This is a genomic window from Novosphingobium sp. FG137 (assembly GCF_057809735.1).
The window spans coordinates 1,092,821-1,111,465 of sequence record NZ_JBMDKN010000001.1; the positions used below are offsets into that span (position 1 = coordinate 1,092,821).

Genomic DNA, 18,645 nt, shown 5'->3' on the forward strand with positions numbered 1-18,645 from the left:
TTGCTATCACGCGCCCCGCCACCCACGTGTCGCAAAACACCCGCGCGCCCCTTGCCGGAATCGAACAAATCTGGAACAGACTGCCCCCATGTCCCTCAGCACCATCTCAATCCGCGGCGCGCGTGAGCACAATCTCAAGGGGATCGACGTCGATCTCCCGCGCGATAGCCTGATCGTCATCACCGGCCTTTCCGGCTCGGGCAAATCGAGCCTCGCGTTCGATACGATTTACGCCGAAGGCCAGCGCCGCTATGTCGAGAGCCTCTCGGCCTATGCGCGCCAGTTCCTCGAAATGATGCAGAAGCCCGATGTCGAACATATCGACGGGCTCTCCCCTGCGATCTCGATCGAGCAGAAGACCACCAGCCGCAACCCGCGCTCCACCGTTGCCACGGTGACGGAGATCTACGACTACATGCGCCTCCTCTGGGCGCGCGTCGGCATTCCCTATTCGCCCGCCACGGGCCTGCCCATCGCGGCGCAGACGGTCACCCAGATGGTAGACCGCGTGCTCGCCCTGCCGGAGGGCACGCGCGCCTATCTGCTCGCCCCCGTCGTGCGCGGCCGCAAGGGGGAATACCGCAAGGAACTCGCCGAATGGCAGCGCGCCGGCTACACCCGCGTGCGGATCGACGGCACCCTCATGGCCATCGAAGACGCCCCTGCGCTCGACAAGAAGCTGAAGCACGATATCGAAGTCGTGGTCGATCGCATCGCGGTCAAGCAAGCCGACGAAGGCTTCCGCACCCGTCTGGCAGACAGCTTCGAGCAGGCGCTCAAGCTGGCGGATGGCACGGTTTACCTCGATCTGGCGGATACAACGGTCGAGGCGATTGGTGGGGAAGGGGCTGCTCCCACCCCCGCTCAGCCTGAGCCTGTCGAAGGCCCCTCGGCCAAGCGCAACGCCAAGGGCATGAAGAAAACTGGCCTCCCCGCCAATCGCATCGTCTTTTCGGAAAAGTTCGCCTGCCCGGTCAGCGGCTTCACCATCGAATCCATCGAACCGCGCCTCTTCTCGTTCAACGCCCCCCAGGGCGCCTGCCCCGCGTGTGATGGCCTCGGCGAAAAGCTCCTGTTCGATCCCCAGCTCGTCGTCCCGAACGAAGCGCTTAGCCTCAAGCAGGGCGCCGTCGTCCCCTGGGCCAAGTCCAACCCGCCGTCGCCCTATTACATGCAGGTCCTCGCCAGCCTCGCCGGCCACTTCGGCTTCAGCCTCGAAACGCCGTGGGAAAAGCTCGCCCCCGAAGTCCGCATCGTCATCCTCTATGGCACCGCCGGCAAGGCCGTCCCGCTCACCTTCATCGACGGCAAGAAGAGCTACACCGTCCAGAAGGCCTTCGAAGGCGTTATCGGCAACCTCAACCGCCGCATGCTGCAAACCGAAAGCGCCTGGATGCGCGAGGAGCTCTCCAAGTTCCAGACCGCGCAGCCCTGCGAGACCTGCCACGGCGCCCGCCTCAAGCCCGAGGCGCTGAGCGTCAAGGTCGCCATGGCCGACATCTCGTCGATCACCCACCTCTCCGTCGCCGCCGCGGTGGAATGGTTCGGCGCGCTCGATGCCCAACTCACCTCGCAGCAGAGCCAGATCGCCAAGGCCATCCTCAAGGAAATCAACGAGCGCCTCGGCTTCCTCAACAACGTCGGCCTCGATTACCTCAACCTCGATCGCACCTCCGGCACCCTCTCCGGCGGCGAAAGCCAGCGCATCCGCCTCGCCAGCCAGATCGGCTCCGGCCTCTCCGGCGTCCTCTATGTGCTAGACGAGCCCTCCATCGGCCTCCACCAGCGCGACAACGACCGCCTGCTCATCACCCTGAAAAGGCTCCGCGATCTCGGCAACACCGTCATCGTCGTCGAGCATGATGAAGACGCGATCCGCACCGCCGATCATATCGTCGATCTCGGCCCCGGCGCCGGCGTCCACGGCGGCGAGATCGTCGCGCAGGGCAACCTCGACGATATCCTCGGCAACCCCGACAGCCTCACCGGCCAATACCTCACCGGCGCCCGCCGCATCGAAGTGCCGAAGAAGCGCCGCAAGGGCAACGGCCTCAAGCTCACCGTCGAAGGCGCGCGGGCCAACAACCTGCAGAACGTCACCGCCTCGATCCCGCTCGGCACCTTCACCTGCGTCACCGGCGTCTCCGGCTCCGGCAAGTCCAGCTTCACGATCGATACGCTCCACGCCGTCGCCGCGCGCACGCTCAATGGCGCCCGCGTCATCGCCGGCGCGCATGATCGGGTCACCGGCCTCGAACACTGCGACAAGGTGATCGAGATCGACCAGTCCCCCATCGGCCGCACCCCGCGCTCCAATCCCGCCACCTACACCGGCAGTTTCACCCTCATCCGCGATTGGTTCGCCGGCCTCCCCGAAAGCGCCGCACGCGGCTACAAGCCCGGCCGCTTCAGTTTCAACGTCAAGGGCGGCCGCTGCGAGAAGTGCCAGGGCGACGGCCTCATCAAGATCGAGATGCACTTCCTGCCCGACGTTTACGTCACCTGCGAGGAATGCGACGGCCGCCGCTACAACCGCGAAACGCTCGAGGTGAAGTTCAAGGGCCACTCCATCGCCGATGTGCTGGATATGACGATCGAGGACGCCGAGGAGTTCTTCAAGGCGGTCCCCCCGATCCGTGATCGGATGCACATGCTCAACGAAGTCGGCCTCGGCTACGTCAAGGTCGGCCAGCAGGCCACCACGCTCTCCGGGGGCGAGGCGCAGCGCGTCAAGCTCGCCAAGGAGCTCGCCCGCCGCAGCACCGGGCAAACGCTCTACATCCTCGACGAGCCCACCACCGGCCTCCACTTCGAAGACGTGCGCAAACTCCTCGAAGTGCTCCACCGCCTCGTCGATCAGGGCAACAGCGTCGTCGTCATCGAACACAACCTCGATGTGATCAAAACCGCCGACTGGCTACTCGATCTCGGCCCCGAAGGCGGCGTGCGCGGCGGTGAGCTGGTCGCCGAAGGCACGCCCGAACAGGTCGCCAAAAACCCCCGCAGCTTCACCGGCCACTACCTCGCGCCGCTCCTCAAGCGCTAAAGGTCCTCCCCATTTTCACGAAGTGCAAATGGGGAGGTGGCAGCGCGAAGCGCTGACGGAGGGGTTCTTCCTTCCCGCCCATCCCGGCAACAATACGTTATAACATAGCAACGCAACCACGCCGCCCGCCTGCTATGCGCTGCGCAGTCGCACCCCACTCCGCAAGACGCCATCGTCAGGACCTGGCCCCCATGAACACCGCCCACTGCACCGCCCTCGCGGCCGCGCTCACCCTGCTCGCACCCGCCGCGCATGCCCAAAGCGCGCATTCCCAGAGCGTACCGGCCCAAAGCGCACCCGGCCGCCCCGCCGGCCCGCCCGCACCGCCCACCTGGGTCCTCACCGTCGGCGTCGCGCCCATCGTCGCCCCCGCCTGGCAAGGCTCGCGCGATACCGCCTTCTCGATCTTCCCGGATATCCGCCTCGCCTACAAGGATGCCGTCTTCGCCTCGGTGCAGGAAGGCCTCGGCTGGAACGCGATCAACCGCGATGGCTGGAAGATCGGCCCCATCGCCCGCCTCCGCTTTGGCCGACGCGAATCCACCGGCGGCTCGCCCTTCCTCGTCGCCGGCGGCAGCGATGCCCTGCGCGGCTTCGGCAATGTCGGCCTCGCCGGGGAATTCGGCGGCTTCGTGCAATATAGCCCAGCCGGAGTTCTTGGCCGCCGCCTCGCCCTGCGCACCGAAGTCCGCCAGGGCACCGGCGGACACGAGGGCCTCGTCGCCGAACCCTCGATCCGCTTCACCGATCGCGCCGGCGCTTTCCGCTATTCGCTCACCGCGCGCAGCACCTTCGCCAGCGCGAAGTACACGCAGGTCTACTTCGGCGTGACCCCCGATCAAGCCGCCCGCGCCGGCCTCACGGCTTACCAGACGGGCTCCGGCCTCGTCTCGGCAGGGCTCGGCGGCACGCTCACCCGCCCCCTGGGGAGCCGCGGCCAGCAGGGCGCACTCACCCTCCTCGCCGGCTACGACCGCCTCGGCAACGCCGCCGCCAACAGCACCCTCATCCGCGAACGCGGCCGCCGCGATCAGTTCAGCATCGGCCTCGCCTACGGCTACCGCTTCACCTGGAAATAAGCCCCCATTCCTCCCCACTTTTGCGGCACGCACAAATGGGGAGGGGGACCGCCTCGCTCATCCTGAGCCTGTCGAAGGAAGGTGGTGGAGGGGCACCCACGGCAAAACGCTACCCCGGCAATTCAACCACCCGCAAAACCCCCCGCCGCCGCGCATCCGCCAGCGCCCGCTCAAGCGAAGCGCTGAATTCCTCCCCATTTTTGCGGAGCACAAATGGGGAGGTGGCAGCCCGCAGGGCTGACGGAGGGGTAAGGCTCCGCCGTCCAGCACCGCACCGATCCGTCGTCATGATAGTAGACCTGATGCACCGCCAGATGCGTGCCATGGTCGAGCACCCGATAATTCCAGCTCATGGAAACCTCCGTCAGACAGACGCGAGACAGCGGATTTGCCGTCAGCGTTGTATTCGGAAGTGGAGCACTAAATGGGGGGCGAGCTCAGACGGTTGCGACCCGCAAGAGCGCGCGCTGTTCCCGACTCATTATAAAGGTCTCAGGCATTGGGGTGATGGACTCTGAGCCGAATATCAGGAACAAGATCAGCCGTGGCAAATTTACAGCGGTGTTTCCGATCCAATGCTTAGAGGTTATCGGCTGCTTATCCTTGCACTTGGGCTAATCCTATGCGCAGCTAGCGGCCCGCAAAAGCCCAGTCAGCAGCAGGCAACCAACGCCCCAACTGAACAAGCGTCGCAAGCGGCCTTTACTCCATATCCCGATTTGAATGCTGAGTCCTGCTATCATGCCAATGACCATGACCGCGCTGATTTGTGCGCTCAATGGCGCGCCGCTCTCGCTGCTGAGAAATCCACCCTTGAAGCACATAGGGCTACCAATTGGGCAATTGTCGGCACGGTTTTGAGCGCAATCGGTTTGGGAGCTATTCTGTGGTCGCTCGGGCAAACCGAAAGGGCTTTGGCAGCTTCCAAAGAAGCGAATGACATAACCCGGGAAACATCCATTCATCAACTCAGAGCCTATGTTGGCTTCTATGATTGGGATTTTGAAATAAAGATCACGAAAGCTACTTTCGAGGTCTCGATCAAAAATTTCGGCCAGACTCCAGCTCTAAATCTCCAAGTCAGGCGTGTTCTCACAACTGACAAAGACTTTTCTTTTAAGGATTTGGACTTTGAAGATATGACTTCTATTGATCTCCATCCCGGGAACAGTTGGGATCATTTGAAAGCGATTTTGGACGACGCCCCCTACGACCAAGATCTCCATTTTATTGCGGAGGCAAGGTACTCGGACATTTATGGTCAACGCTGGGCGCTGCCTATTCGATACCTCAAAAAGCCATACGGTGTTTGGGGCACCGTCCCAGATGTAAACGGTTCCAATCGCGAATATCAAGTTCAGTAGTATCGAATTAGCCTCACAATCGAGGCATCATTCTCCCAAGCACATTTGCCATCACCGGCGATGGCGTTCGCCTCAGGCTTGGTGCGTTTGCTACGTAAGCCCGATCAGATCCGCGCTCCCGTCCTTCGCCTAACCCCTGTCCTACACACCCCCACCCATGCCACAATGATCCCCCTTTGTTCCAATCGGGAGTCGCACGGCATGGCACAGCACAATTCCAGCGGGTTCGGGCGCGGGTGGATTCCCATCGAGCGCGATGTGGGGCTGCCCGATGATGTCGATCCTTTTGCTCCCCTCCCGCCTGCGGGAGGGGCCGGGGGAGGGCATGTTGGGCCAAGCGCAGCGTATCCCGAACACGCCCTCCCCCCAACCCCCTCCCGCAGGCGGGAGGGGGAGTTCACCTTCTCGCGCCCCTTCACGCCGGATCGCCGCGTGCGCTTTCTCCATTTCCTTGCCACCACCGGCAATGTCCGCCGCGCCTGCGCTGCGGTCGGCGTTTCGGCGCAGGCGGCTTATGTCCACAAGCGGCGCGATGCCGCCTTCTCCCATGGCTGGCAGGCTGCGCTGCTCCTTGCGCGCGATGCGGCGGAGGAAGTGCTGGCCGAACGCGCGCTGAACGGGGTGCAGGAGACGATCTTCTACCGGGGTGAGGCGGTCGGCCACCGCGTCCGCTTCGATGCGCGCCTGCTGCTGGCCCACATCGCGCGGCTCGATCGCCATGCCGATCAGGCGGAGCAGGAGGGTGCGCCCGCGCCGGGCATCGCCGCCCGCTTCGATGAATACCTCGCCGAGCTGCGCGAAGCGGCGGAGCCCGGCGATGAACCCGCCTTCGCGCCGCCGGACTATGATTTCGATGCCCCGCCGCAATGGACCCCCGCGCAGCCCACCCGCGAGGAAGCCCTCCTCGCCGCGCGCGAAGAGGTGCTCTATGCCTTCCCCCCTGAATCGGAGGACCTCCCCGCCGAAGTGCTCGCCGGGCTCGATCTCGATGCCATCGATCCCATCGATATCTGGCCCGAAGCGCTCGCCCACGCCCAGCACGCCGCCGAAACCGCCGCCGCCGCCGAATGGGACGCCGCCAGCCAGACCCGCCTCGCCGCGCTCGACACCCTGTTCGATGAACACGAATGCCCGCCCCGCGCCGAACCGGCCATCGAAACCAAGTCCGCAAAAGTCTCTCAGGACCGTGTCAACCGTGTCAACTTGCGCGCCCTGATCGCGGCCCGCCCGCCCCTTTCCCTTACGCCGCTGTCCCTCAGGCCCCCCAGCGCAGCACATAGGGCTGGCGCGGGTTGCCGGTGATTTCGGCCACCACGCGCCGCTGGGCCTGCGCGCCGCCGGGGCCGCGCGCCGTGGCGATGATCGTCACCACCCGGCCGCGCCAGTCCGCCGGATCGCTGATCGGGAAGGCGGGGCGCTGTCCGGCGATCTCGCGCTGCCGTTCGATCACGTCGGGCGTGTTGGCGTTGCCGTCGTTCATCACCTGGATCGCCAATGGATCGGCATAGCGCTTGTCGAACGGCGCGCCGTTCACCTCCACCGTCGCGATCCGGGCCACGCGCTCCACCAGCGCCGGGGTGAAGCCGCGGATGTCGCCCAGTTCCTCGATGCTCTGCGGCGGCCCGTTGCGCGCGCCGTAGCCGCGGGGGTGGTAGGTCTCGCTCTCCGCGCCGTCCGTGCGGGGCTCGTCGTCCTGGTCGATCCAGTCGTCGAAGCTGTCGCGCAGGGTCTTCACTTGCGGCGGCGGCAGGCCCAGCGTGCTCATCAGCCAGCCGATGTTCTCGCCGTCGATGCGGTTGATCATGATCTTGCCCGCCTCGTCCTCGATCCGGATCGCCAGCGCCGCGGCCTTGTAGGTCTCGGTGTAGGTCCGCCCGTCGATCGCCCAGCGCGCGGCCAGCCCGGGGCGGGTGAGCCGGGCGAGCGCGATCGCCACCCCCGCATCGGCCGCCGCGCCCAGCCGCGCCGCGCTCGTCTCCGCCTCCAGCGTATCGAGCCGCGCCGCCGTCGCCGCCGCCGCCCCCGCCGCGAGCGCCGCCATCACGCCGATCCCCGCCACCACGGCGAGCATCGCGTAACCGCGTTCGTGGCGGGGCCGCTCGGTCAGGGGATCTTGCCCTTGGTCTTGAACGGCTCGACCGACTGGATCTTGGCGCGCAGCTCCTCGGTGATCGCGGTCAGGTCATCCGGTGTGCGCAGCACATGCGGCTTGATCAGGATGATCAGCTCGGTGCGCTTCTGCGTGTTGTTGTTGTTGCCGAACAGCAGCCCGCCCAGCACCGGAATGCGCGAGAGAATGGGGAGGCCGTTCTTCCCGAAGCTCTTGTTGTCGCGGAACAATCCGCCGAGCGCGATGACCTGCCCGTCCTGCACCGAAACCGTGGTGGCAACGCGGCGGGTGGTGATGGTCGGCGAATTGGTGACGCCGCTCCTGGTCGGCTGCACATCGCTCACTTCCTGGCTGACATCGAGCAGCACCGCCCCGCTGGCATTGACCCGCGGGGTAATCTTGAGGATCACGCCGGTATCGCGGTACTCGACCGAGTTGGCCGAGAGCAGGTTGCCCGTGCTGCTCCCGCCGCCCAGCGGTGTCACCTGCTGCGAGAGCACCGGCACCTGATCGCCCACCTGCAGCGCGGCGGTCTGGTTGTTGAGCACCATCAGCTTGGGCGCGGAGACGACCTTGACCGTAGTGCGCTCTTCAAGCGCGTTGAGCGTGGCGGTGATATCGTTGTTGTTCGAGTAGAAATAGGAAAAGCCCGGAAACTGCCGCGTCGGCGTGGCCCCGTCTCCTTCGCTCAGCGCGAAGTTCGATTGGCCGGTCTGGAAGTTCCACTGGACCCCGTAGCGCAGTCCGTCGTTTAGCCCGACTTCGGTGATCGCAGCCTCGATCATCACCTGCAGCGGCGGCACATCGAGCTTGCGCAGCGCATCCTCGACGATCGCGAAGTCATGCCCCGAACCGTAGACCACAACCGCATTGTTGAGCTCGTCTGCCGAAACGCGAACCCTGAGCCCGGAGCTGCCCGCATCCGGCCCGCCGCTGCTACCGTTCTGGATCGACGGAGCACTCTTGTCCGCCCCGCCGCGCTGCTCTGGCGCGAAGGGATCGGGATTATCGGACGCACCGCCGCCGCCACCACCGCCGAGGCCGAAGCTGGCGTTGAGTGTCTTGACCAGATCACGCGCGCGGCTGTTCTGCACGCGGTAGATGTAGAGCCGCGCCTCGTTGCTGGTGCCTTCGCGGTCCAGCACTTCGACCCAGCGGCGCACGTCCTCGAGGTATTGCTTCTGCGCGCTGATCGCGATCACGCCGTTGATCTTTTCCATCCCGATCAGGCGGACCAGCCCGCGCGTCGGCGCATCGGGCGCGTTGATGAGCCTGTCGAGCTCGGGCACGATCAGCCGGCTGTCGAGGTGCTGCGGCACATAGAGCGCGAAGGACATCGAGCGCAGCCAGTTGACATCGAACTGCGCGATCACGTCGTGCACGCTCTTGCGCTGGGCCTCGGTGCCCGCGATCACCAGCGCGTTCTGCGTGGCATCGAGCGACTGGACCGCGCCGGGCACCACGGTGTCGAGCAGCTTGCGCATCTCGTCGGCATTGGCAAACTGCAGCCGCACAGTCTCGCTGCCGAAGCCGCGGCTGGGCAGGAATTCGGTGCCGCGCGCCTTGGCCGCGTCCACCGTCATGATCCGGTAGCCGGTGCCTTCCCACACCATCGCGAGGTTCGCCCTTCGGAGCGACGCCTCGAACAGATCGAGCAGTTGCTGGCGGCCGATCGGGCCCGCTGTCGTCAGGCCGACGTCGACGTCACCCTCGAGGCTCATGGTATAGGGAATGCGCAACGTGTCGCGCAGCACGATCTGCGCGAGCGTGCGCACATCGGCGCTGGGGATGGTGAACTCGATGTTGCCCCTGGGCGCGCTGCGTGTGCTTTCGCTGTTGTTGCCGGGAAGCGCAGGCGCAGGCTCGGTGCCGCCGACAAGCGCGGTCGTTACGCCTGCCGGGCGCAGGGTGGGCGAGGGCGGCGCAGCGGGCAGCGCCCGTTCGACCGGCTGGACCGCCGCACGGGGCGCGCAGGCCGTGGTCGCGGTGAGTGCGAGCGCCGGGATGCCAGCCAGCAGGATCGTGTGGTGTTTACTCACTGTTGCTCTCGCTCTCGCTGGAACCTGCGTTGAAACCGTCCGCCGCTGCGCCGGCACCAAAGCCGATGCGCAAGATCCTGCCGCCCATGCGGAACCGGGCGCCATCTGCCTCGATCCGCAGCAAGTGCCAGCCCCGGTAGTTGCCGCCGGGCGCCAGGCGCAGAACGCGGCCGTTTTCCTCGCGCAGCAACAGTGCCTGTGCCCGGCCCACCTGCATTGCGCCGAGCACGAAGGTGCCGCCAAGCGGACCCACCGGCTTTGGTGCCGTACCCGCATTGACCTGCCCCGCCTGCGCGCCGCCAAGGCGCAGCGGCGAGAACAGCGAGGGCCGCCCCGAAAGATCCGGCACGGCGATCCGGGCCATCATCGGCAGCCGCCGATCCGGCGCGCGCGAGACGCCAAGCGCCGGCGGCACCGCTACGCCTTGCGGCAGGGCAAGCTGCAGCGCCGCGCCCGCCAGCAGCACCAGCGCGAGCCCTGCGGGCAGCAGTGCACCGTCCGCCTTATCGGGGCGGTACGAAAGGAGCCGTTGCTTCAAGTCTGACATCGAGCAGATCCGATCGGGTGTTGGTCAGGGCATCGTCGGCGATCACGGTGAGGCTATCGACGGCAAGCGCGGGCTTCAGGGCATTGAGCCGGGCGAGCAGGGTGGCGAGCTGCGCGTGGCTCATCCGCGCATCGATGGCGGCGCGCGCCCAGCCCTGTTCGGCGGGTACGGCTTCGGAGGCCTTGATATCACCGCCGGCATCCTGCGCGGCGATCTCGATCCGCTCGCGCAGCGCCTCGCCCGCCTCGTCAGCATCGGGTGCGGCCAAAAGCAGCGCGCGCATCTGGCCGGGCTGTCGTTCGGCCTCCGCCTGCAGTGCGTTCAGCGAGCCGATGCGCCGTTCGTTGGCGTGGAAGGTCTGAACCAGCGCCGCGCGCCGCGCGGCTCGCTCTGTAAAGCCGGAGACCCCGGGGCCGATCACGATTGTCAGCACCAGCGATACCGCCAGCACGAGGATCAGCACCGCGATCAGCTTGCGCTCGCGCGAGGTCAGCGGCCTCATGTGCCGGCCTCCCGTCGCGGGATGAGCACGAGTTCGAACGGCCGCCCGGTCGCGCTTTCGGCCACTGCCTCAGCGCGGCTCGCGCGTACGCTGGCGAAGAGGCCCGAAGCCTTGAGCGCGGATACGACATTGACCCCCGGCGCGCCGTAGCCCGAAAGGCGCAAGGTCTTGCCGTCCCACTCGAAGCGCTGGATCCACGCCTTGTCCGGCAGCACGCCGCCCACCATCGCCATCAGCCGCAACGGCTGGTGCGCGGCGCGGCGTGCGTTGAGGGCCTGCACGACCCGGGCATTGCCGATCACCCGGTCCTCGATCCGGCGCACCGCCGTGAGCGCCGGAGCCTGTGCATCGACAAGGGTCTGCAGACGGCTCACCTGCTGCTCATTGCGCAGCACTGCCGTGCCGATGTTGAGCAGTACCATCACCGCCACCACCATCCACCAGAACCGCGCGGCGGCGGGGCGCAGCGGCAGCAGCCCGGCCTTGCGCATGGCCGGAGCGAAATCGAAATCGAGCTGTTCGCCTGCCGCATCAAGTGGCCCGATCCGCGCGGGGGAAACGCCCGCCGCGTGCGCTGCCTCGGCAATTTCGCGCGCGCGGGAGATGGGCAGCGCGCCGACTTGCACCCGCACCTTGTCCGCCCCGCCAGTGGCCTCTCCCGCCGGCCCCACCGTGCGGATGCCGATCACGATGCTGTCTGCCGGCACCGGCATGATCCGATCGGCATCGAGCGCGATCAGCGCGGCAAGATCGTCGGGCGGCAGGCGCGGCAGGGTCAGCGTGCGCACGAGGCACAGTTCGTTCGGGATCACCAGCGTATCGACCCCTGCGCGGCTTGCCGCGAGCACGGCGCCGTGTTCGTAGCTGTGCCAGGCCGTCAGGCTCCGGCCGCGGACGAGACCTTTCGGCAGCAGCCCCTCAAGCTCGCGGACCCACCAATCGAAACCGCCGCGGGCCATCCGCGCGAGCGTCGTCATGTCCAGATTGAGCAGTTCGGTGAGGGTCATGGCGCGTCCCCGCAATCGCTGCTGTTGCGGCCATTCCGGCATTCAAGGCGCACACCGCTCATCGGCCGCACCATCAGCACTGGCCAGCTTCGCGCATCGCCTGCGGCAAAGCCGAGGCGCAGGCGCACGAGCTTGGGCGGCTGGGCGCGGTTTTGCCAGCGATCCTGCCATGCATCGCGCCCGGTCACTCGGTCTGCGCCATAGTAAGCGTACTCGATCCGCTGCACGCCATCGAGCAGCGGCGCGGCGCGCCAGCCTGCGACGCCCGGCGCGTGCAGATCGACGCCTGCCAGCAGCGGCGCGGTGTAGAGCATGAGCTGGCCGCGTGCGGTGCGCCGCAGCCGGATCGCCTGCAACTGGTGCGCGCCATCCGCCGCAAGGCCCGGCGCCGTGAAAGTCAATTCGTCGCCTTGCCCGACCATCGCGATCGTATCGCCGAGCCCGCGCGGATCGACCACCGCGCGCATCTGTTCGATCCGCGCGCGCAGCACGGTCTGCGCCAAGACGACCTGCTCGGCCGCATCGCCCTGCCGCCGCGCGGCGCCATCGAGCCGGGCGATCAGGTTCACCACTGCCGCAATCAGCGCCGAAATCAGGGCGAACAGCGCAAGCGCGACCAGCATCTCTGCCAGCGTGAAGCCGGTCTCGCGCCGGGGCTGCCGGGGGAGGGCCGCCGCGATCATCGCATCGCCCTGAGCGAGGAGAGCCGGGCGAGCACTCGGCCCGTGGCGGCATCGCTCACCGCGACACTCACCGTCTCGAGCGGCAGGCCCTCTGCCGCCTCGCTGGCATAACCCTCATGTGCGATGCTCCACGCTAGCCGACCATCGGCCCCGCGCGGAGGGATGGGCGAGCCGGTTCCCGGCACGCTCGCCGCCGCCAGCACCGACCGCGCGAGGAGCAACGCCTGCCGCTGCTGCGCGGCGACGGCGGCGGTGCGGCCCATCTGCCAGACCGTATCGAACACCAGCGCTGCCATCAGTGCCGCTATCGCCAGCGCCACCAGCGCCTCGACCATCAGAAAGCCGCGTTCGCGCGGTTCTGGCCGCATCGCTCAGTCTCCGCTTCCGGCTGGCGCAGCCGCCAGCGATTGCCTGCCCGTGCGCGAGACTTCGATGGCGGTGGCATCGCGCCCGGTGCCGAGCGTCAGTCGCCCGCCGGTGGTGCTGCCATCGGGATGGAACGTGATCGTCCGCGGCCGAAGATCCAGCCTCAGCTGGCGCGTGGGATCGACCGTGATCCGCCGCGTGCCTGCTATCACCAGCGCCCCGGCCGCCGGATCCGCGCTGAGCGATACCGGCGCGCCGCTGCGCAGCGCGGCGGCGCTTGCGGCTTCCACTGCCGCCGCCATCTGCTCGCGCGCAAGGCGCTGGCCCACGGCAAACCGCGCGGTGGCGAGCTGCGGATAGAGCAGCCCCGCGATCAGCCCGGTGATCGCCAGCACCACGAGCATCTCGAGCAGCGTGAAGCCGCTCTCGGCAAGACGGGTGCGGGGAGGGGTGGCGGCGCGGGGCATGGCCTACCAGTTGCCGAGGTCCTTGGCCTCACCCGTGCCGCCTTCGGCATTGTCCGAACCCAGCGTGTAGACGTCGATCTCGCCATGCTTGCCGGGATTGGCATAGCGATAGGGATTGCCCCAGGGATCGGTGAGCGCGGCGCTGCCGGGCAGATAAGGCCCGCGCCACTCCGTCATACCCGGCGGCTGGGTGACAAGCGCCTGCAGCCCCTCCTGCCCCGTGGGATAGCGCCCGGCATCGAGCCGCAGCAGCTTCAGCGCCGCATCGACATTCTTGACCTGCACCGACGCTGTCTCGCTTCTCGAGCTCGACAGGTATCTGATCACCTGCGGGCCGACGATCGCATAGAGCAGGCCGAGAATGGCGAGCACCACCAGCAGTTCCAGCAGGGTGAAGCCATTGCGGACGGGGATCCTGTTGCGCGTTTTCATTGTGCCACCGCCAGATCATTGAAACCGAGGATCGCCGAGAGGATCGAGGCCACCATGGCCGCGACCAGCACGCCGAGCGAGACGATGACGACCGGCGTTGCCACCGCGATCACCCGCTCCAGCCGCTCTTTCACATCGCGGTCGAGCACCGTACTCAGCCGCGCCAGCATCGGGCCGAGTTGCGAAGTCTCCTCACCGGTGCGGATGAAGCTCAGGGCCATCACGGGGAGCACGCGCCGCTCGGCCAGCGGCGCGGCAAGCCCGCCGCCCTGCCGCACGATATCGGCCACCTCGCCGATCCCGGCGTTCATGTGGCGGTTGCCGACGGTGCGGCGGGCCAGCGCGAGCGCATTCGGCAGCGGCACGCCGCCTTCGATCAACGCGCCAAGGCTGCGGGCAAAGCGCACGGTTTCGATATGGCGGATCAGCATGCCGATCTGCGGCACGCCGAGGATCACGCGGTCGAGCCAGGCCTTGCCGCCCGGCCGGGCCAGTGCCGCCCGCGCGGCCAGGCCTGCGCCCCCCAGCACGGCAAGGATGATCAGGCCGTTGGCGCGCACGAACCGGCTCGCGCCCATGACGAAGAGCGATGCGGCGGGCAGCTTGCCCGGCGGCGCGGAAGCGAACAGCGCTTCGAACTGCGGCACCACGAACAGCAGCATGAGCAGGATGACGCCCAGCGCGATCACCGCGAGTATGGCGGGATAGGTCATCGCCGAGGTGATCTGGCGGCGCTGTTCATCGGCTTGCTCAAGCATCTGTGCGAGCCGCGACAGCGCTTCGCCCAGCTTGCCGTTGGCCTCGCCCGCCTCGGTCATCGCGGGGGCGAGGGCGGGGAAGAGATCGGGATGCGCCGCGAGCGCGGCGGACAGGGGCCTGCCTTCGCGCACCGCCGCCAGCACCTCGCCAAGACGCGCGCGCAGGGCGGGGTGATCGACATTCTCGACCGCGATGGCCAGCGCCCGATCCAGCGGGAGGCCTGCCTGCAGCAGCACGCCGAGTTCGGCAAGGACATTGGTGACAAGTCGCGCGGGCGCTTTGCCGCGGCGCTGGCGCAGGGCTGCTGCGCCCGGCTTCGGCTCGGCAATCTCGATCGGGCGCATGCCGGACTTGCGCATCGCCGCGATGGCGTCATCGCGGTTCGCTGCCTCGATCTGGCCGGAAACGGCCGCCCCGCTCGCGGCGAGCGCCCGGTACTGGAAGGTCGCCATGCCGCTCAGTCCTCGCTCGCGACACGGAGCACTTCTTCAAGCGCGGTGAGGCCGGTCCGGGCCTTGGCAATGCCATCGGCGCGCAAGGTGCTGGCCCCGGCGCAGGCAGCCGCGGCGGCAATCGTGCGGGTATCGGCGCGGTGGAGGATCAGCCCGGCCATCTCGCGATCGATGCGGATGAATTCGAACACCGCCGTGCGCCCGGCATAGCCCGAACCCTTGCATTGCGGGCAGCCGACCGGGCGGTAGAAAGTATGGCGTTCAGGGGCCTGCACCGTGATCCCCAGCCGCTCGAGCAGCGCCGGGTCCGCCACATAAGGTTCGCGGCAATGCGGGCAGAGCCGCCGCACCAACCGCTGCGCGAGCACGCCGGTGAGCACCGAGGACAGCAGGAACGGTTCGACCCCCATGTCGAGCAGGCGGGTGACTGCGCCCGCTGCGGTGTTCGTATGCAGCGTGGAAAGGATCATGTGGCCGGTGAGCGCGGCCTGCACCGCGATCTGCGCGGTCTCCGTATCGCGGATCTCGCCGACCATCATCACGTCCGGGTCCTGCCGCAGGAACGAGCGCAGCGCGGAGGAGAACGTATAGCCGATCACCGGATTGATCTGGCTCTGCACCACGCCCGAGAGGCGGTATTCGATCGGGTCCTCGATCGTCATCAGCTTGCGTTCGGGCGCGTTGAGATGCGCGAGCGCGGCGTAGAGCGTGGTCGTCTTGCCGGAGCCGGTCGGCCCGGTCACCAGCATGATGCCGTGCGGCTGGGCCAGCGCAGCGAGGAACTGCGCTTCGAGATCGGCATCGAAGCCCAGCGACTTCGGATCGAGCGCAAGGTTCGCCCGGTCGAGAATGCGCATGACCACGCTCTCGCCATGGATCGAGGGCGCAGTCGCGACGCGCAGGTCGATCTCGTGCCCGCGTACGGTGAGGCGCAAGCGGCCGTCCTGGGGCAACCGCCGCTCGGCGATGTTGAGCCCCGCCATGACCTTGATCCGGCTGACCACGGGCGCGCGCATCGCGGGGGGCTTGGGCGCCATATCGCGCAGCAGGCCGTCGATGCGGAAGCGCACGGCGAGGCGGTCTTCGGTCGGCTCCAGATGAATGTCGGACGCGCGGGCATCGACGGCATCGGCGATCAGGCGGTTCACCGCGCGGATCACCGGCGCGTCGCTCACCAGGTCCTTCAGCCGCTCGAGATCGCCCTCGTCGACTTCGTCTTCCACCTCGACCGCGCCATCAGTGCGGTAGAGCCGGTCGATTGCGGCATCGATATCGCCGCCGCGCGCAACGCAGCGCTCCACCCGTCGCCCGGTAGCAAAGGCAATGCCCTCCACTGCCTCACGGTCGAGCGGGTTGGCCATGGCGACCACCACGACCGCCCCGTTGAGGCCGAGTGGCAAGACGCGGCGGTCGCGCAGGAACGGGGCCGAAACCTCGGGAACGGTTGCAGTTTCCTCCGGGAAGCTCGCGGCATCGACCAGCGGCAGCCCCAGCGTGCGGGCGAGCGCCCCGGCCAGCGCATCCTCCGAGATCAGGCCGAGCCGGGTGACGATCTTTTCAAGCGTTTCGCCGGTTTCAGTCTGCACCAGCCGCGCGCGGGCGAGCGCTTCTTCGGTCATACCGGCTTCGCTGCGCAGGATCGCCATGAGAGCGGAAGAGGGATCGCCCGCGTATTCCGCAAAGCCAGCCGGATCGGGCCTGCCCGCTGCTTCTTGGCCGGCACCATCGGCAGGGAAGGTTAGGAAATTGCCGGAATCGGACACGGATTATCGCGCCTTGCGCAGCGCGTCGCACGGTCTGCCCGCAGCGAGCCGACGACCATGCGCGGCGAGTGACAGATCCCTTCCCAACACGCGCACCTTGTTACCCCATCCCCGGCGCTGCTTCGCACTGAAACTTGGCCGAAAACGCACCTTTCCGCAACAAGGGCAGGTGCGGGCGGGTTTGCCGCCGGGTGTGTTGCGTTCATCGAAGGATTTGTTGGGGGAGCGCACCTATCGCGACGCCCGCGCGTGCAGTTTCAGCCGGATTGGCCAATTCATCAAAAATTCAGCGCTGCAGCGCTATAGCGGGGCATCACGCTTCTGCGCTGCAGGCGAGCGTTACACCCCTCTCCTGGCGGCGGCAGCTTCGGCTTCCGCCGCCGTTTTTCAATCCGCCCCGTTCGCGCCAAGAGCGCGGATCACACCGGTGATCTCGGACGCAGGGATCGCGCCCTCGGTCATGGCGAGCTTGCCCGAGCGGTTGTCGCGCACCACGATGGCGGGTGTGCCAGTCACCCCGGCGGCATTGGCGGCGTTGAATTCCTGACCCAACGCCTGAACTGTATCCTGCGCATGGACGCAGGCATCGAGCGCGGCCATGTCGTTCACGCCGGCTTCCCGAGCGAGGGCTTCGACACTTGCGCCCGTGGTTTCGGGAAGACCGGCGCCGTTGGTCCGCGTCAGTTCCATGTAGCGATCAAGAAACCGGTAGTAGCCAGCCGGAGGCGTCTGCCGGCTCACGCAGATGGCCGTTGCCGACGCAACGAATGCTGCACGCCCATGCATCGGCAGTGGCAGGAGCCGCACCACGAGGTTTACCCGACCGCCGCTGGCATCGACGACCTTTTCCGGCGTCCGCCCCAGCATCTTGCAGTAGGGGCATTCGGGATCGAGCCATACGATCACGCTGAAATCGCTCGCGGGCTGCCCATAGACCGGCTCACGCGCCGCATCGACTGGCGCGACCGTGCCCGCGCTGTGCCAGATCGATTCCGCAGCGGCCTGCGCCGAGGCAGGGGATGCCGCCAGCGCCGCAAGGGCGAATGCCGCCAGAAACGGGCGGGAGATGAGAGGGCGGAGACGGTGCATCGGCGGGCCTTCGGCTGAGACAGTGAAACGGATATGACAGCGCAGGAGACCGCCCATCGCGGGAAGCATAGGCGCCGAATTCGCTCTAGGCAATTTGGTGCGGGGTTGTATATCCCGGTATATAGCTGATTGGAGCTGTCCTTGCCGTCTCTGCTACGCCGTCTTCGCCATGGCCTTGCCCTGTGCCTGCTCCTGATCACGGCGCAGGTCTCTCCGGCGCATGCCCAAGCGCGCGGCCCACTCGTGCTGGCGGCCTCCAGTCTGCAGGAAGCGCTGACAGCGGCTGCGGACAGCTGGGCAAAAAAGGGGCACCCGCGGCCCGTCCTGTCGTTTGCGGCATCGTCCGCGCTCGCGCGCCAGATCGCGGCCAAGGCCTCGGCCGACCTCTTCTTCTCCGCCGATGAGGAGTGGATGGATTATGTTGCCACGCGCAATCTGATCGTTTCCGCAACCCGTGCCGATCTGCTCACCAACCGCCTCGTCATCGTCGCCCCGGCCAAGGGCCGCGTGAGCCTTGCGGTGATGCCCGGCTTTCCGCTTGCGGCCGCGCTCGGCGGCGGGCGGCTCGCGCTTGCCGATCCCGATGCGGTTCCCGCTGGCCGCTATGCCAAGGAAGCGCTGACCCGGCTCAAGGTCTGGCCGAGCGTCGAGGGCAGCCTGGCCCGTGCAGAGAATGTGCGGGCGGCGCTGGCGCTGGTCGCGCGCGGGGCGGCTCCGCTCGGCATCGTCTATGCCACGGATGCGCGGGCTGACGGAGCTGTCCGCGTGGCAGGCTGGATTCCGGCGAACATGCACCGGCCGATCGTCTATCCGCTCGCCCGCCTCGTCGCCTCGTCCAATCCCGAGGCAGAGGGCTTCCGCCGCTTCCTCGTTTCGGCGGAAGGCAAGGGCATCCTCGGCCGCTACGGCTTCGGCACGCGCTGAGCGGCGATGGGTCTGG

General features: G+C 67.3%; 19 protein-coding genes. 6 read left to right on the plus strand and 13 right to left on the minus strand.

The features are described 5' to 3' along the window. The first annotated feature begins 88 nt into the window (after positions 1-88). Together uvrA and ACODS2_RS05015 are read left to right on the plus strand one after the other, a co-directional pair. Entirely contained in the window at positions 89-3,046 is a 2,958-nt protein-coding gene (gene uvrA, locus ACODS2_RS05010) for an excinuclease ABC subunit UvrA (protein ID WP_488997816.1), read from the plus strand. A gap of 191 nt (positions 3,047-3,237) precedes the next feature. Then, on the plus strand, positions 3,238-4,125 hold the full coding sequence (locus ACODS2_RS05015; protein WP_488997817.1) for a MipA/OmpV family protein: 888 nt from the start codon (positions 3,238-3,240) through the stop codon (positions 4,123-4,125). A 170-nt stretch (positions 4,126-4,295) separates the two neighbouring features. Here the strand turns inward: ACODS2_RS05015 and ACODS2_RS05020 are convergent, their stop codons facing one another. Then, positions 4,296-4,478 carry a hypothetical protein gene (locus ACODS2_RS05020; RefSeq protein WP_488997818.1) on the minus strand — a complete coding sequence of 61 codons (183 nt, stop codon included), beginning with the start codon at positions 4,476-4,478 and terminating at the stop codon, positions 4,296-4,298. A gap of 154 nt (positions 4,479-4,632) precedes the next feature. Between ACODS2_RS05020 and ACODS2_RS05025 the strand changes: the two genes are divergently transcribed. The 3 genes from ACODS2_RS05025 to ACODS2_RS05035 all read left to right on the plus strand — a co-directional run bounded on the left by ACODS2_RS05025 (position 4,633) and on the right by ACODS2_RS05035 (position 6,791). Beyond that, positions 4,633-4,743: a DUF6471 domain-containing protein gene (locus tag ACODS2_RS05025; RefSeq protein WP_488997819.1), complete on the plus strand. Its 111-nt coding sequence runs from the start codon at positions 4,633-4,635 to the stop codon at positions 4,741-4,743. After that, positions 4,701-5,489, plus strand: coding sequence for a hypothetical protein (locus ACODS2_RS05030; protein WP_488997820.1), 789 nt, complete (start codon positions 4,701-4,703; stop codon positions 5,487-5,489). Before ACODS2_RS05025 ends, ACODS2_RS05030 begins: the two co-directional genes overlap by 43 nt. A 201-nt stretch (positions 5,490-5,690) precedes the next feature. Continuing rightward, complete coding sequence (locus ACODS2_RS05035; protein WP_488997821.1) at positions 5,691-6,791, plus strand: hypothetical protein; 1,101 nt, start codon at positions 5,691-5,693, stop codon at positions 6,789-6,791. Here the strand turns inward: ACODS2_RS05035 and ACODS2_RS05040 are convergent. The 12 genes from ACODS2_RS05040 to ACODS2_RS05095 all read right to left on the minus strand — a co-directional run bounded on the left by ACODS2_RS05040 (position 6,745) and on the right by ACODS2_RS05095 (position 17,705). Then, positions 6,745-7,560, minus strand: coding sequence for a hypothetical protein (locus ACODS2_RS05040; protein WP_488997822.1), 816 nt, complete (start codon positions 7,558-7,560; stop codon positions 6,745-6,747). The two genes, ACODS2_RS05035 and ACODS2_RS05040, sit on opposite strands and share 47 nt — an antisense overlap. Positions 7,561-7,592: 32 nt before the next feature. Continuing rightward, on the minus strand, positions 7,593-9,638 hold the full coding sequence (gene gspD, locus ACODS2_RS05045) for a type II secretion system secretin GspD (protein ID WP_488997823.1): 2,046 nt from the start codon (positions 9,636-9,638) through the stop codon (positions 7,593-7,595). Beyond that, complete coding sequence (locus ACODS2_RS05050; RefSeq protein ID WP_488997824.1) at positions 9,631-10,176, minus strand: hypothetical protein; 546 nt, start codon at positions 10,174-10,176, stop codon at positions 9,631-9,633. Before ACODS2_RS05050 ends, gspD begins: the two co-directional genes overlap by 8 nt. Continuing rightward, the gene (gene gspM, locus ACODS2_RS05055) at positions 10,142-10,687 is read right to left on the minus strand and encodes a type II secretion system protein GspM (protein ID WP_488997825.1); all 546 of its coding nucleotides are present in this window, start codon (positions 10,685-10,687) and stop codon (positions 10,142-10,144) included. The genes ACODS2_RS05050 and gspM overlap by 35 nt, the downstream gene beginning before the upstream one ends. Next, entirely contained in the window at positions 10,684-11,694 is a 1,011-nt protein-coding gene (locus ACODS2_RS05060; RefSeq protein ID WP_488997826.1) for a PilN domain-containing protein, read from the minus strand. The genes gspM and ACODS2_RS05060 overlap by 4 nt, the downstream gene beginning before the upstream one ends. After that, complete coding sequence (locus ACODS2_RS05065) at positions 11,691-12,377, minus strand: PulJ/GspJ family protein (RefSeq protein WP_488997827.1); 687 nt, start codon at positions 12,375-12,377, stop codon at positions 11,691-11,693. The genes ACODS2_RS05060 and ACODS2_RS05065 overlap by 4 nt, the downstream gene beginning before the upstream one ends. Further along, a complete protein-coding gene (locus tag ACODS2_RS05070; protein ID WP_488997828.1) occupies positions 12,374-12,745 on the minus strand; it encodes a hypothetical protein in 372 nt (123 codons plus the stop codon). The genes ACODS2_RS05065 and ACODS2_RS05070 overlap by 4 nt, the downstream gene beginning before the upstream one ends. 3 nt (positions 12,746-12,748) lie before the next feature. Beyond that, positions 12,749-13,210 (minus strand): GspH/FimT family pseudopilin, encoded by a 462-nt coding sequence (locus tag ACODS2_RS05075; RefSeq protein ID WP_488997829.1) that lies wholly within the window; start codon positions 13,208-13,210, stop codon positions 12,749-12,751. A 3-nt stretch (positions 13,211-13,213) separates the two neighbouring features. Beyond that, a complete protein-coding gene (gene gspG / locus ACODS2_RS05080; RefSeq protein ID WP_488997830.1) occupies positions 13,214-13,642 on the minus strand; it encodes a type II secretion system major pseudopilin GspG in 429 nt (142 codons plus the stop codon). After that, a complete protein-coding gene (locus ACODS2_RS05085) occupies positions 13,639-14,853 on the minus strand; it encodes a type II secretion system F family protein (RefSeq protein ID WP_488997831.1) in 1,215 nt (404 codons plus the stop codon). The genes gspG and ACODS2_RS05085 overlap by 4 nt, the downstream gene beginning before the upstream one ends. A 5-nt stretch (positions 14,854-14,858) precedes the next feature. Continuing rightward, positions 14,859-16,616 (minus strand): GspE/PulE family protein, encoded by a 1,758-nt coding sequence (locus ACODS2_RS05090; protein WP_488997832.1) that lies wholly within the window; start codon positions 16,614-16,616, stop codon positions 14,859-14,861. 387 nt (positions 16,617-17,003) lie between these two features. Continuing rightward, on the minus strand, positions 17,004-17,705 hold the full coding sequence (locus ACODS2_RS05095) for a DsbA family protein (protein WP_488997833.1): 702 nt from the start codon (positions 17,703-17,705) through the stop codon (positions 17,004-17,006). Positions 17,706-17,846: 141 nt separating this feature from the next. Between ACODS2_RS05095 and modA the strand changes: the two genes are divergently transcribed. Beyond that, positions 17,847-18,629, plus strand: a complete 783-nt coding sequence (gene modA / locus ACODS2_RS05100; protein ID WP_488997834.1) for a molybdate ABC transporter substrate-binding protein — start codon at positions 17,847-17,849, stop codon at positions 18,627-18,629. Positions 18,630-18,645: the final 16 nt, after the last annotated feature.

What these genes read in the sequence shown, in the direction of transcription:
- uvrA (WP_488997816.1), top strand. Translation starts at nt 89, where the DNA reads ATGTCCCTCAGCACCATCTCAATCCGCGGCGCGCGTGAGCACAATCTC.
- ACODS2_RS05015 (WP_488997817.1), top strand. Translation starts at nt 3,238, where the DNA reads ATGAACACCGCCCACTGCACCGCCCTCGCGGCCGCGCTCACCCTGCTC.
- ACODS2_RS05020 (WP_488997818.1), bottom strand. Translation starts at nt 4,478, where the DNA reads ATGAGCTGGAATTATCGGGTGCTCGACCATGGCACGCATCTGGCGGTG.
- ACODS2_RS05025 (WP_488997819.1), top strand. Translation starts at nt 4,633, where the DNA reads ATGGACTCTGAGCCGAATATCAGGAACAAGATCAGCCGTGGCAAATTT.
- ACODS2_RS05030 (WP_488997820.1), top strand. Translation starts at nt 4,701, where the DNA reads ATGCTTAGAGGTTATCGGCTGCTTATCCTTGCACTTGGGCTAATCCTA.
- ACODS2_RS05035 (WP_488997821.1), top strand. Translation starts at nt 5,691, where the DNA reads ATGGCACAGCACAATTCCAGCGGGTTCGGGCGCGGGTGGATTCCCATC.
- ACODS2_RS05040 (WP_488997822.1), bottom strand. Translation starts at nt 7,560, where the DNA reads ATGCTCGCCGTGGTGGCGGGGATCGGCGTGATGGCGGCGCTCGCGGCG.
- gspM (WP_488997825.1), bottom strand. Translation starts at nt 10,687, where the DNA reads ATGAGGCCGCTGACCTCGCGCGAGCGCAAGCTGATCGCGGTGCTGATC.
- ACODS2_RS05060 (WP_488997826.1), bottom strand. Translation starts at nt 11,694, where the DNA reads ATGACCCTCACCGAACTGCTCAATCTGGACATGACGACGCTCGCGCGG.
- ACODS2_RS05065 (WP_488997827.1), bottom strand. Translation starts at nt 12,377, where the DNA reads ATGATCGCGGCGGCCCTCCCCCGGCAGCCCCGGCGCGAGACCGGCTTC.
- ACODS2_RS05070 (WP_488997828.1), bottom strand. Translation starts at nt 12,745, where the DNA reads ATGCGGCCAGAACCGCGCGAACGCGGCTTTCTGATGGTCGAGGCGCTG.
- ACODS2_RS05075 (WP_488997829.1), bottom strand. Translation starts at nt 13,210, where the DNA reads ATGCCCCGCGCCGCCACCCCTCCCCGCACCCGTCTTGCCGAGAGCGGC.
- gspG (WP_488997830.1), bottom strand. Translation starts at nt 13,642, where the DNA reads ATGAAAACGCGCAACAGGATCCCCGTCCGCAATGGCTTCACCCTGCTG.
- ACODS2_RS05085 (WP_488997831.1), bottom strand. Translation starts at nt 14,853, where the DNA reads ATGGCGACCTTCCAGTACCGGGCGCTCGCCGCGAGCGGGGCGGCCGTT.
- ACODS2_RS05095 (WP_488997833.1), bottom strand. Translation starts at nt 17,705, where the DNA reads ATGCACCGTCTCCGCCCTCTCATCTCCCGCCCGTTTCTGGCGGCATTC.